The sequence below is a fragment of the Bifidobacterium sp. SO4 genome, from assembly GCF_018555355.1.
Classification (GTDB): Bacteria; Actinomycetota; Actinomycetes; order Actinomycetales; family Bifidobacteriaceae; genus Bifidobacterium; species Bifidobacterium miconisargentati.
Genome location: NZ_JAFEJP010000004.1, coordinates 129,748 through 143,016, shown reverse-complemented (window position 1 = coordinate 143,016; position 13,269 = coordinate 129,748). Strand labels below are relative to the sequence as shown.

The following is a 13,269-nucleotide window of genomic DNA, read 5'->3' as shown; positions in this document are numbered from 1 at the left end:
TATACCCCCGCTACTGTTGCCAAACAATGCCACAAGCAGCGACGCAATCCCCGCACAGGGCCGCAAAGAAGAGCAATTTCAAAGAAGAGAGCCCGTATGCCGTTTGCTATCCGGCATGACGGGAAGAAATACGAGGGGTCATCATGACCGAAGCGACAGCCCAGGTTCCGGCACCGGGCAAGTTGGAATTCAAGGACGACTACACGACCGCGGAAGCCGCGCGCGTGATCCGCAATTCGAAGGGCCTGCCCGTGGGCGTGCGCCCGAAGATGGTGTGGACTTGGCAGAAGGCGCTGCTGTGGGCCGCCGTCGCCATCGTATGCGCCTGCGGCTGGGCCATCCTGGCCGTCTCGCGCGGCGAACAGATCTCCGCCATCTGGTTCCTGGTGGTGGCGTTGAGCTCGTACGCCATCGCCTATCGTTTCTATGCGTACTACATCCAGATCAAGATCATGCGCACCGACGACGCGAACGCCACCCCGGCCGAGCGCGTGCATGACGGCGCGAACTTCGAACGCACCGACCGCCGAGTGCTCTTCGGCCAGCACTTCGCCGGTATCTCCGGCGCCGGCCCGCTCGTCGGCCCGATCCTGGCCGCCCAGATGGGCTACCTACCCTCCACCCTGTGGATCATCCTCGGCGTGATCTTCGCCGGCGCCGTGCAGGACATGCTCGTCCTATGGATCTCCGCCAAGCGCCGCGGCCGTTCGCTTGGCCAGATGGCCGCCGACGAGATGGGCAAGTTCGGCGGCATGATCCTGTCCGTGTTCCTGGTGGTCATGACCGCCATCGCCATGGCGTTCCTGGCGCTCGTGGCCATCAAGGCCATGGCCGCCTCCCCGTGGGCCGTGTTCTCCATCGGCATGACCATCCCGATCGCCCTCATCATGGGCTGCTACCAGCGCTTCCTGCGCCCCGGCCGCGTGATCGAGACCACGCTGCTCGGCTTCGTGCTGCTCGTACTGGACATCGTGGCCGGCGGCTGGATCGCCTCCATCCCGGCCGTGGCCGAGGTGTTCACGCTGACCGCCCAGCAGCTCGTCATCGCCCTGGTCATCTACTCGTTCGCCGCCGCCGCGCTGCCGCACTGGCTGCTCGTGACCCCGCGCGACTACCTGTCCACTCTGATGAAGATCGGCACGCTCGTGCTGCTCGTGGTCGGTATCATCATCGCCAACCCGTCCGTCAAGGTGCCGGGACTGACCGAACTTGCCTCCGGATCCACCGGCCCGACCTTCTCCGGCAACCTGTTCCCGTTCCTGTTCATCACCATCGCCTGCGGCGCCCTCTCCGGCTTCCACGGCGCGGTGAGCTCCGGCCTGACCCCGAAGGCCGTTGAGAAGGAGAACCAGATCCGCATGATCGGCTACGGTTCGATGCTCGTCGAATCGTTCACCGCCATCATCGCCCTGATCGCCGCGATCACCATCTCGCAGGGCGTCTACTTCTCCACCAACATGTCCGCCGCGCAGATCTCCGCCGCATCCGGCGTGAGCGTGACCGCCACCTCCACGCCGAGCGAACAGGCCGAGGCCGCCGTCAAGGCCGTCGATTCGATGACCGTGAGCGACATCGAGGGCAACCAGATGAAGGTCACCTGGGATTCCGTGGACGAAAACGGCGACGCCAAGACCTACGAAGGCGCCGAAGCGCTGGAAAAGGCCGCTTCGGACATCGGTGAGAAGACCATCGTCTCCCGCACCGGCGGCGCCACCACATTCGCCATGGGCATGGCCAACTTCCTCAAGTCCTACCTGGGCGGCCATGATTCGATGGCGTTCTGGTACCACTTCGCCATCATGTTCGAGGCCCTGTTCATCCTCACCACCGTGGACAACGGCACCCGCGTGGCCCGCTACCAGATCGGCGAAATGCTCGGCAACGTGCGCAAGCTGAGGAAGTTCGCCGACCCCACGTGGAAGCCCGGCAACATCATCACCACGCTGATCGCCACAGCCTTGTGGGGCGGACTGCTGTGGATGGGCGTGTCCGACGCGAACGGCGGCATCAACGCCATGGTGCCGATCTTCGGCATCTCCAACCAGCTGCTCGCCGCCGCCTGCTTCGTGCTCGTGACCGTATGCGTGGCCAAGCTGGGATACAGGAAGTACCTGTGGATTCCGGTGCTGCCGCTCGTGTGGGACATCGCCGTGACCTTCACCGCCGACTTCCAGAAGATTTTCGGACCGCTGAGCTACTTCACCGTCGCCTCCAAGTACCAGGCGCAGATCGCGTCCGGCGAACTGAGCGGCGAGGCTCTGACCAACGCGCAGGCCGCGCTCAACAACGCCTACCTCGACGGCGTGCTCTCCGTGTTCTTCCTGGTCATGATGGGCATCTTCGTGATCGTGGGCGTGGTATGCGTGGCCCGCACGTTCGCCGCCGGCAAATTCGGCGCCGAGACCACTTCCGAGGAGCCATTCGTGGAATCCCAGTGGTTCGCTCCCTCCGGCCTGATCGCCACCTCGCTGGAAAAGAAGGTGCAGCGCGAATACAGCGCCAAATTGCATGAACTCGCCCAAAGCGAGCGGGCGGCCGCGTGATGCCGGGGGATATCGCGGAACGACTCGCGCACGCATGGCGCGGCATCGTCTGGTATCTGCGGGAGATCAGCGGCGAGGCGAGGTACGGCCATTACCTTGAGCACTTCGCCGCCGAACACCCCGGCGAAACCCCGATGAGCGAGGTCGAATACCTCCGCGCCCGCGAAGCCTACGACCGGCTCCACCCCAACACCAGCTGTTGCTGCTGACGCAGAGCCCCTCCTCGTGAGGGGCTTTTTTATGAGCGAAGCCACACACAACGCCACGAATACCGCTACGTAGTCACCAATCGGTTACAATCGGTGTGACGACTTTCCGCCACCCCCGAAGAAGAAGGTGATGACTAGCCGTGGACGTATCCTTGGCCTACTTCATCCAACAGGTGTTCTCCAACCCGGCGCTCGCCGTGACAACGTTGCTGACGCTCGGCGTCATCTTCGTCAACGGATGGACGGATGCTCCCAACGCCATCGCCACCTGCGTGACCACCCGTTGCATGCGCGTACGTTCCGCGGTCATCATGGCGGCGGTGTTCAACTTCCTGGGCGTCTTCCTCATGACCCAGTTCAACGCCTCGGTGGCCTCCACGATCTCCACCATGGTGGATTTCGGCGGTGACACGCATGCGGCCCTCATCGCCCTGTGCGCGGCGCTCTTCTCCATCGTGGTCTACAGCGTGGGCGCCTCCATGCTCGGCATCCCCACCTCCGAAAGCCACAGCCTCATCGCGGGCCTGACCGGCGCGGCCATCGCCATCCAGGGCGGCATCGCCGGCGTCAACATGGGCGAATGGGTCAAGGTGCTCTACGGCCTGGTGGCGAGCCTCGTCATCGGCTTCGGCATGGGTTGGCTCGTGTGCAAGATCGTCACCCTGATCTGCGCCGGATTCGACCGACGCCGCACCAACGGCTTCTTCACCTACGCGCAGATCGTGGGCGCCGCGGCCAACAGCTTCATGCATGGTGCGCAGGACGGCCAGAAGTTCATCGGCGTGCTGTTCCTCGGCATGGCGTTCTGCAACGGGCAGTCGAGCGTCGCCGGCGTGGTGATCCCCGTATGGCTCATGATCCTGTGCAGCACCATCATGGGCGTGGGCACCAGCGTGGGCGGCGAGAAGATCATCAAGTCCGTGGGCATGGACATGGTCAAACTGGAGAAATACCAAGGCTTCTCCGCGGATCTCTCCAGTGCGCTGTGCCTGCTCGTCATGACCGTGCTCGGCATCCCCGTCTCCACCACGCACACCAAGACCAGCGCCATCATGGGCGTGGGCGCGGTCCGCCGGCTGTCCGCCATCAACTTCGGCGTGGTGCGCGACATGATGCTCACCTGGGTCTTCACGTTCCCCGGCTGCGGCCTCATCAGCTTCGCCATGGCCAAACTGTTCATGTTCGTGTTCTAGAAAGGAACCCCGCAATGGCAAGAAAAAACGATTCCTTCTACTTCGACGGGTTCCGTGAGAGCGCGGAATACGCATGCCAGGCCGCGCATCTGCTCTCCGAGGTCATGCACGGCTACGACTCCGAACAGCTCAAGGACAGCATGGAGGAGATGCACCGCATCGAACAGGCCGCCGACAAGGTGCGCCACAGGATGATGGACGAGCTCGTCACCGCCTTCATCACACCGTTCGACCGCGAGGACATCGGCCAGCTGAGCTACGTGCTCGACGACGTGATCGACAGCATCGAGGGCGTGCTCGACCGCATGTACTACGACAACGTGACCGACATGCGCCCCGAGGCCCTGCAGCTGACGGACATGGTGGTTCACGGCTGCGAGCAGATCGCCGGGCTCGTCGGCGAACTGCCGCAGTTCAAGCGCTCCAAGACGCTGCGCGAGCGCGTGTTCGCCATCAACACCATCGAGACCGACGCCGACCACGTGTTCATCGAGGCCATGCGCACGCTGCACACCACCTGCACCGACCCGCTGCAGGTGTTCGCCTGGCACGACGTGTTCCGCCACCTCGAACAGTGCGCGGACAACTGCGAGGCCGTGGCCAATGTGGTCGACGGCATCGTCATGAAGAACAGCTGATGTCATTTTCTTGGCTCCCCTTGTCAGAGGAGCTGTCGGCGGAGCCGACTGAGGGGTAGTTCCCGAGCAATAAGACATCGATTGTTGTTCCGTCTCACCGGTGCGAGTTGATCCAAAGGATGGTGAGCTGGGTGCGGTTGGTGAGTCCCAACTTGTCCAGCATGGCGCTGATGCGGTTGCGCACGGTGCCTTCGCTCAGGAACAGCTTCGCCGCGATGTCCCGATTGTCGAATCCCTGCGCCACCAGCGCCGCGATGTCACGATTGCGCTCGTCCATCGTATCCAGCGCGCGTCGGTCCGCGGCCAGTGCGGCGGGGGATTCCGGTTGAGCCGCATTGGACGATGCCGTGCCGACGCCTCCATCCGATGCCGTCATACCGTCGATGCCGGTCCGTCCGGAGGCCCGACCCGCTCCGTGCGCGATATCGCCGCTTCCGGTTGCGCACTGGTTACCATTGTCCGCCGCTGAACCGGTGAGTTTGCCGAGCACCTCGGCGCCCAGCACCACCTGACCGGCCATCACCGCCTGCAGGGCCGGCGCCACAGCAGCCACATCCTGCTTGATGAGATACCCCTTGGCGCCGAGGGCCATGGCCTGCGCGATGTACGACCGGTCCGCGAACGTGGTCAGGAACAGGATGCGCGCGGCGGGGTCCTTCCTCAGGATCTCTCCGGCCGCGTCAAGACCGCTTTTGCCGGGCATCTGGATGTCGATGAGCAGGATGTCCGGGTGATTGGCCGGGGTCTCGAAATACCGTGCCGTGGCGGTCGTGCCGTCGTTCGCGGTCCACAGCACGTCCGCCGCGCCGGTGGCCGTCAGAATGGTCTGCAACGACTGGCAGACGATCGGATCGTCATCCACGATTGCGATTCTCATACAGTACCTTTCGCTTTCCCATCATTCGACGCTTTTACGTGGTTCCACGGCCGCTTCGGTACCGAAACGAACACCCGCCAGCCGCCATCGTACGGTCCGCACAACGCCGTGCCGCCTATGGCCCGCACACGCGATTCGATGTCCGCCAATCCCATGCCGCGAGACAATTCATTGGCCGATAGCCTGTCGCCAGGCCGGCTGGCGGAACCGGTACGAGGCGTTCCGTCAACCGTTGGTTTCGCCGGGCCCGCATCCTGCACGACCAGTTGCCAGAACGCGGGGAAATCACGCAACGTGACCTGTGCGGTACGAGCCTGGCTGTGATGCACCACATTCGACAAGGCCTCCCTGATCACCGTGGCGAAACAGCGGGATACGGGTGCCGGGGCTGAGGTGACATCGTTCTCAAGCCGGATCGAGAACCCGGGGGAGACCCCGTCGAACGAGTGAACCGCCGCCTCGATCTGTGCGGCGAAATCAGTGCCGTCATCCTCCAGATCGTGCACGGACCGGCGCACCATCGTCATCGCGTCATTCAATGTCTCGCCAAGCGCGCCGAAGCTCTGGGCGGCCACGGTATCGCCGGTCGCATCGGCCACGGCGCGGCCGGCCTGCGCCTGCATGATGGCGCGGGTCAGCAGATGGCCCACGTTGTCATGAATCTCGCGTGCGATGCGTGTACGCTCGCCCAGCGTGGCCATGCGCACCGACTGCGCCCGCTCCTCGTCCACGTCCGCGAGCCGCAGGCGATTGGCGCGGGCCGATTGCCGAGACCGATCCTGCAAGGCGCGCAACTGCCGCCGCAATGCGTCCTCATGCGTGGTCCTCGCACCCAGTGCGAAGCCCAGCACAGTGGCTCCCACAGTGAGCATGAACGATATCGCGTCTTTTGCGAAGGATGGTTGGGAGCTGTCTTCGGTGACGAGGATATGGCATGTCGATACCGCCAGCGGAAGCAGCCACAACCATCGAGAGGCCAACGTGACATAGGGGAGCGCATCCCGCCAGCGTGATGCGAACGTATTCGTCGTACTGGTCGGCATTGTGCCGGATGCGGTCGTGGGTGATGCGGTTCGCGCCGAAACAGGTGGAACGCAGGATGTCAGGCGAGCCGCATCATAGGCGATGACGGGCAGGAACACGGTCCATGAAGGCAACGCCGCGGCGGCCGTCTCATATGCGCACGTCGGCAGCCAAGCCCAGGGCCCACGCGCCAGCCATTCGGCAAGCCCCGTCGCGGACGCCGCGACCAGCAGCCCGGCGATCATCCCCGCATACCCCATCACGGAGATATCCTGCGCGCCCTCGCTGCCGATGGCATACGGCATCGCCAACAGCGCCACGCCGAGCGCCAGCAGCAACCCCTTCTCCGCCATCGTTCGCATAAGACCTCCGAGGCACAAATCCTTCCCTACGAATAAGCCTACTCGTTAAAGTCGGGAAGAGGCTGCGGACTGGGATGCTTTCCCAAGGCGTGCGCCTAACCTGACATGTTATTGAGCGGGATAGTACCATGATTGGTATTCCCAACGGCTATTCAATGTGCAAAGAGACAAAGGAGACTCTGATGGCGAACGATCATTTGTCCGAGCCGGAAAGCGACAAGAAGTTTTCCGTATTTGACGAGGCAATGTTCGAGCATGCAGTCATTCAACGTCTGCAATCTCTGGGCTACGAATGGCTGTACGGGCCGGAAGTGAAGCGCACGGATGAGTCATATCGTGATGTTTTGCTGCCTGGCGTGTTGGAGGACTGCCTACGCCGGATCAATCCGGGAATCCATCCGGCTGCCCTTGCGGAAGCCGTCCGAAAGGTGTCGGATATCGAAGGTGTCGATCTGCTGACACGCAATATTCAGTTCATGGAATACCTGCAATCAGGTGTAGAAGTATCGTTTTTCGACGGAGAAAAGATGACTCCCGATCATGTGCGGATCATTGATTTCGAGCATCCTGATCGAAACGTATTCAACGTGGTAAACCAATGGACGTACGTTGAGTATGAGGAGAAACGGCCCGACGTAATCGTGTTCGTAAATGGCATGCCATTGGTGGTGTTTGAACTGAAATCACCGTCGCGCGAGAATGTCGACGCATCGGATGCATACCTGCAGTTGCGTAACTATATGAAAGTGATTCCGTCACTGTTCGCTTATAACGCATTCTGCGTGATGACGGATATGAGCGATACCCGTGTCGGAACCATCACGGCCAGCGAGGATCGCTTCATGCAGTGGAAGACTGCTGACGGCGATTACTCGAAGATTGCCAACAAGATCGTTATCCGATGGACCACGCTGCTCGATGGCATGTTCCCCAAAGACCGGCTGCTTGACATTCTTCGCAACTTCATCTGCTTCTCCAAGTCGGAGGACGGAACCGCAAAGATTCTAGCGGCGTACCATCAGTACTTCGGCGTTCATAAGGCTGTGGAGAGCACCTTGCGCGCCATGAACAGCGATGGCAAAGCCGGCGTGTTCTGGCATACACAGGGTTCCGGCAAATCATTGTCGATGGTGTTCTACGCACATTTGCTGGCTGAACAGGTGAACAGCCCGACGATTGTGGTGACCACTGACCGTACCGATTTGGATGGGCAGCTATATGGACAATTCGCCAAGTGCGCAGATTTCCTGCGCCAGCAACCACAGCAGGCGGTCAGCCGTGACAATCTTGTCGAACTCCTGAACAATCGGCAGGCGAACGGCATCGTATTCACGACGATGCAGAAGTTCAGTGAATCCGATGAACCGCTATCAGAACGCCGCAACATCGTGGTCATGGCCGACGAAGCGCACCGCAGTCAGTACGGACTGGAAATAAAACTCCATGCGGATGGTACTCATTCAGTGGGTGATGCGTTGAAAGTCAGGCAAGCGCTCCCGAACGCTTCCTATATAGGATTCACCGGCACTCCGATTGAGACTCAGGATAAATCCACCCGCGAGATATTCGGTGATTACGTGGACGTGTACGACATGACCCAATCGGTCGAGGACGGTGCCACTCGTCCGGTGTTCTATGAGAGTCGTGTGGTTTCGCTCAAGCTGGATGAAAACATACTCCGCGAATTGGATAAGCAGTACGAGAACATCTCGGATGATGCCGATGAGATGGCTATTGATCGCAGTAAACGTGACTTGGCGACGATGGACAGTGTGTTGGGTGCTCCTGAGACCATCGATTCCCTATGCCGTGACATCGTGAATCACTATGAGGAGAATCGTGCGGACGAGCTGACGGGTAAGGCGTTGGTCGTTGCCTATTCACGGCCCATTGCTATGCGTATGTACAAGAAGTTCCTTGAACTGCGCCCGCAATGGAAAGACAAAGTGCATGTGGTCATGACGTCTTCCAATCAGGACCCGGAGGAATGGCATAAGGTCATCGGCAATAAAGCCCATAAAGATGAGCTCGCTAAAGAGTTCAAGGATGATGACAGTCCGTTCAAAATCGCCATCGTAGTGGATATGTGGCTGACTGGCTTCGATGTACCTTCGCTGTCCACGATGTACGTCTACAAGCCTATGAAAGGACACAACCTCATGCAGGCTGTGGCACGAGTGAATCGTGTGTACAAGGGCAAGGAAGGCGGCCTGATCGTTGATTACATTGGCATCGCTGGCGCCCTGAAACGCGCGATGCACGACTACACTAAGCGTGATCGTGAACGGTATGGCGACATGAACGTGGCCGACACTGCATACCCGTTGTTCCTTGACAAGCTGAGTGCGTGCCGAGACTTTCTGCATGGTTTGGATTATCAGAACCGAATCCATACCAATTCTGCCGAACAGATGGCCGAAGCCATCGCGGACGGTGCGGACTACTTACTGGATCCCGAGCGGGAGAAAGATCGTAAGGACTTTATCAAGTGCGCCAAGGAGATGGCCCAAGCATTCGGCTTGTGCCGCAGCATGGTCGCTGATGAATTGAAGATCGAAGAAGCGTACATCGATGTGTTGCGCACGCAGATGCTCAAAGTGCTGAACGTTAGTCCCGGCAATCCGCGCATGTCTTTGAAGGAGATCAACAAGCAAATCGCCGCTATCATGGAGCAAGGCGTACATAACGAAGGCGTTATCGATCTGTTCGAAGACCGGACAGTTGAGGTCTCGCTGTTTGATGAATCCTTCCTTGCCGAAGTCGCACAGATGAAGCAGAAGAATCTCGCGATGGAATTGTTGCGCAAGCTGATTGACGATCAGGTCAAGGCATATCGCAAGAAGAGCGTGGTCATGGCTGGCAAGTTCTCTGAGATGCTGCAGCAATCGGTTAATGCATATCTCAACGGCATGCTCACCAACGCCGAGGTCATACAGCAGCTGTTGGATATGGCCAAGGAGATCATGGCCGCGCGGCAGGAAGGTAAGACGCTTGGTCTGGATGATGAAGAGCTTGCCTTTTATGATGCACTGACTAAGCCACAAGCTATCAAGGATTTCTACGAGAACGATGAGCTGGTTGCTATCACCCGAGAGCTGACTGACACGTTGCGCAGGAACCGCACGATAGACTGGCAGAAGAAAGACGATGCCCGCGCTCGCATGCGTAAGTCAATCAAACGATTGCTGAAGAAGCATAAGTACCCGCCGGATGAGGTGCCGGAGGCCATCGAGACGGTGATGCAGCAGTGCGAGTTGTGGGTTGACTACGGAGAGGGAAACTGATTCATGGCGAAAAAGACAAGCACCAAAGCCCTGGGCTTTGAGGAGCAGATTTGGGACGCGGCTTGTAAACTGCGTGGCAACATCGATGCTTCGGAATACAAAAATGTTGTACTCGGTTTGATTTTTCTCAAGTACATCTCGGATAACTTCGAGGCCAAACATGCCGAATTGGTGGCCGAAGGCGAAGGATTCGAGGAAGACCGTGACGAGTACACGTCCGAGAACATCTTCTGGGTGCCGAAAGAAGCCCGTTGGGAAGTCGTGGCCGCGGCTGCACACACTCCTGAAGTCGGTAAGGTCATCGATGAATCAATGAGGCTCATCGAGCAGGAGAACAAGAAACTCAAGGGCGTGCTGCCCAAGAACTTCGCACGTCCTGAACTGGACAAGCGCCGGCTCGGGGAAGTGGTCGACCTGTTCACCAACGTGAAGATGGCTGAGAACGGAGACACCCATGATCTTCTCGGCCGCACGTATGAATACTGCCTGTCGCAGTTTGCATCGCAGGAGGGTAAGAATGCCGGTGAATTCTACACGCCGAAGTGCGTGGTGAAGACACTGGTCAATGTGATTGAACCATTCAAAGGGCGCGTTTATGACCCGGCGTGCGGTTCCGGCGGCATGTTTGTACAGTCGGCCGAGTTCGTGCGCAACCATCAGGGCAACATTAATAACATCTCCGTCTATGGTCAGGAGTCGAACCCGACAACGTGGAAGATGGCCACGATGAACCTCGCCATTCGCGGTATCGATGCCGATCTTGGCCCGAAAAACGATGACACGTTCTTCAACGATTTGCATCGCACTGAACGGTTTGACTACATTCTCGCGAACCCGCCATTCAATCTATCCAATTGGGGTGGCGATAAGCTCAAGGACGATCCACGATGGGAATACGGCGTGCCGCCCGAGGGCAATGCGAACTTCGCATGGATGCAGCACATGATTCACCACCTGTCGCAGTCTGGCCGTATCGGCTTAGTGCTCGCCAATGGCTCGCTATCGTCGCAGACGAACAATGAAGGAGAGATTCGCAAGAACATCGTCAACGCCGGACTGGTGGAGGGTATTGTCGCGATGCCAACGCAGCTGTTCTTCTCCACGCAGATTCCAGTGTGCCTATGGTTCCTGCGCAAAGGGCGTCCTGCTGATTCCAAGACGCTGTTCGTAGATGCTCGCAACATGGGCACGATGATTAGTCGCTCACAGCGTACGCTCACTGATGAGGATATTCAGAAGATCGCGTCCACGTTTGATACGTTCCGTGATGGGACGCTGGAAGAGGAGAAAGGCTTCTCCGCCGCAGTGTCTATCGAAGACATTGCCAAGCAGGATTACATTCTTACTCCCGGCCGCTATGTCGGCATTGCTGAGCAAAAAGAGGACGATGAGCCATTCGATGAGAAGATGAAGCGTCTGACCGGAGAACTCGCCAAATGCTTCGAGGAATCCAACCGACTACAAGCCGAAATCAAGAAGAATCTGGAGGCGATTGGGTATGGGATGTAAATGGAATCAAGAACCGTTACGTGAGTTCGTTTCGGATCTTTTTAAAGGAGTTGTACCAATATACATCGATGAAGGTCACGAATATGCAGTTCCGGTTATTGGCCAGCGATGTGTTAGAAATTATGAGATAGATTTGTCTCCTATCCGATTCCATAATGGATTTTCCAAGCCGATTCCGATTCGGAAAATGCTGCGTAAGCATGACATTTTGATTAATGCGACAGGTGTTGGTAGCGCTGGAAGGGTTGCTCAAATACGGGATGACATACGAGCAACGATTGATGGCCATGTCATTGTGGTAAGAGCGAAAAAAATTGATCCTATGTATTTAGGATATGCACTCAAGTGTCAACAGTCGAAAATCGAGCAGTTGGCGGAGGGGTCTACTGGTCAAACCGAGATGAATAAGCAACGTTTGCAAGATGAGATCATCATTTCGTATCCCAATTCAATTGTTGACCAGTTGAAAATAGTTCATATCCTTAATTCCATTGACAGGCAGATAGTATTTCTTAATCAGGTAAACGGCCATTTGTCGGAGTGCATTCATGCTATTTACCGCAACTTTGCGAATGAGGTACAAGTTGGAAATAACGGGCATGAAGGCACTATTTCTGAATTACTTGAAGTCCGTTATGGCAAAGATCATAAGAAACTCGCTAACGGCACAATCCCTGTTTACGGATCAGGTGGTTTAATGCGACATGTTGACCGGTCCCTTTATCAGGGAGAATCTGTTCTTGTGCCACGTAAAGGAAGCCTTGATCATGTTATGTATGTTAACGAGTCCTTCTGGACGGTCGACACCATGTTTTACACGGTTCCCAGAATGATTGGCGCTGCTAAATATGCTTATGAATATCTGCTGGAACAAAATCTTGCAGCGATGAATGCTGGATCCGCTGTTCCCAGTATGACTACAAGAATTCTGAATGCTATTCCGGTTTTTATTCCTCCGGAATCTGCTTTAAATAACTTCGATTCCATAACTGAGGTTTTCTTTAAATCTCTTCGTAGAAATTTTAATGAGATTGATGCTCTGGCACAGCTTCGTGATGCGCTGTTACCCAAACTTATGTCAGGTGAAATTGACGTGTCAAAGGTCGAGCTGCCTATGCCGCCAGCACAAACTCCGACGAGCGCAAATGGCCGTTTGCCTGAGTTAGACAGTTGATCTGTTGATCGTATGTTCCAAGAACGTAGGCGATCTTGTGCTGCGTCGTGAGATCAGGAATGGTGACTACACAATGGTGAACATGGTTTCGGTTGATGCCTGGAACCGCGCTTGCTGTTGTGTAGTTGTTCCAGTTGATGGTTTTCAGTAGGTAGTAGATAAAATGAGGATAATTCCCTTTGAAATCAGAGACGTATAGAGTAGTATTTAGCGGCCAATAGTTATCTGTCGCATAGAAAACCTCACCGATGGTGCCGTATCGTCCGGTGATTACTCCTGGCCCGTGTACTGCGGCCTCATTGTGAACTCCAGAACGTCCTGAAGACGAATAAACAGGAACCTTACCGTTGACTCGTTTCTTTGAAGGCAGATCGTATCCACGCTTGAGTGTGATTGCCTCGCCAAGCGCCATGCTTTGCCATGTCATTGATTGCATACCTATCGTTATTTGTGTGTT

10 protein-coding genes are annotated in these 13,269 nt (G+C 57.4%); 7 read left to right on the top strand and 3 right to left on the bottom strand.

Going from position 1 to position 13,269, the window contains the following annotated elements; all coding sequences use genetic code 11:
- Window positions 1-143 precede the first annotated feature (143 nt).
- From JS536_RS04685 to JS536_RS04670, 4 genes are all read left to right on the top strand, one after another.
- Window positions 144-2,543 carry a carbon starvation CstA family protein gene (locus tag JS536_RS04685; RefSeq protein ID WP_214355968.1) on the top strand — a complete coding sequence of 800 codons (2,400 nt, stop codon included), beginning with the start codon at window positions 144-146 and terminating at the stop codon, window positions 2,541-2,543.
- Window positions 2,543-2,752, top strand: coding sequence for a YbdD/YjiX family protein (locus JS536_RS04680; RefSeq protein WP_214355967.1), 210 nt, complete (start codon window positions 2,543-2,545; stop codon window positions 2,750-2,752). Before JS536_RS04685 ends, JS536_RS04680 begins: the two co-directional genes overlap by 1 nt.
- A 140-nt stretch (window positions 2,753-2,892) precedes the next feature.
- On the top strand, window positions 2,893-3,945 hold the full coding sequence (locus JS536_RS04675) for an inorganic phosphate transporter (RefSeq protein ID WP_214304889.1): 1,053 nt from the start codon (window positions 2,893-2,895) through the stop codon (window positions 3,943-3,945).
- Window positions 3,946-3,959: 14 nt separating this feature from the next.
- The gene (locus tag JS536_RS04670) at window positions 3,960-4,583 is read left to right on the top strand and encodes a DUF47 family protein (RefSeq protein ID WP_109056650.1); all 624 of its coding nucleotides are present in this window, start codon (window positions 3,960-3,962) and stop codon (window positions 4,581-4,583) included.
- 94 nt (window positions 4,584-4,677) lie between these two features.
- On the opposite strand, the gene JS536_RS04665 is transcribed toward JS536_RS04670, so the two are convergent.
- Both JS536_RS04665 and JS536_RS04660 read right to left on the bottom strand, forming a co-directional pair.
- The gene (locus JS536_RS04665; RefSeq protein ID WP_214355966.1) at window positions 4,678-5,460 is read right to left on the bottom strand and encodes a response regulator transcription factor; all 783 of its coding nucleotides are present in this window, start codon (window positions 5,458-5,460) and stop codon (window positions 4,678-4,680) included.
- Window positions 5,457-6,845, bottom strand: a complete 1,389-nt coding sequence (locus JS536_RS04660; protein ID WP_214355965.1) for a histidine kinase — start codon at window positions 6,843-6,845, stop codon at window positions 5,457-5,459. Before JS536_RS04660 ends, JS536_RS04665 begins: the two co-directional genes overlap by 4 nt.
- A 182-nt stretch (window positions 6,846-7,027) precedes the next feature.
- On the opposite strand from JS536_RS04660, the gene JS536_RS04655 reads away from it, so the two are divergent.
- From JS536_RS04655 to JS536_RS04645, 3 genes are read left to right on the top strand one after another with little or no spacing between them, the layout of a single operon-like run.
- Entirely contained in the window at window positions 7,028-10,129 is a 3,102-nt protein-coding gene (locus JS536_RS04655) for a type I restriction endonuclease subunit R (protein ID WP_214355964.1), read from the top strand.
- Window positions 10,130-10,132: 3 nt separating this feature from the next.
- Window positions 10,133-11,638 (top strand): class I SAM-dependent DNA methyltransferase, encoded by a 1,506-nt coding sequence (locus tag JS536_RS04650; RefSeq protein WP_214355963.1) that lies wholly within the window; start codon window positions 10,133-10,135, stop codon window positions 11,636-11,638.
- Window positions 11,628-12,812 carry a restriction endonuclease subunit S gene (locus tag JS536_RS04645; RefSeq protein WP_214355962.1) on the top strand — a complete coding sequence of 395 codons (1,185 nt, stop codon included), beginning with the start codon at window positions 11,628-11,630 and terminating at the stop codon, window positions 12,810-12,812. The genes JS536_RS04650 and JS536_RS04645 overlap by 11 nt, the downstream gene beginning before the upstream one ends.
- Here JS536_RS04645 and JS536_RS04640 read toward each other — a convergent pair.
- Window positions 12,751-13,239 (bottom strand): restriction endonuclease subunit S, encoded by a 489-nt coding sequence (locus JS536_RS04640; protein ID WP_214355961.1) that lies wholly within the window; start codon window positions 13,237-13,239, stop codon window positions 12,751-12,753. The genes JS536_RS04645 and JS536_RS04640 overlap by 62 nt on opposite strands.
- Window positions 13,240-13,269 lie beyond the last annotated feature (30 nt).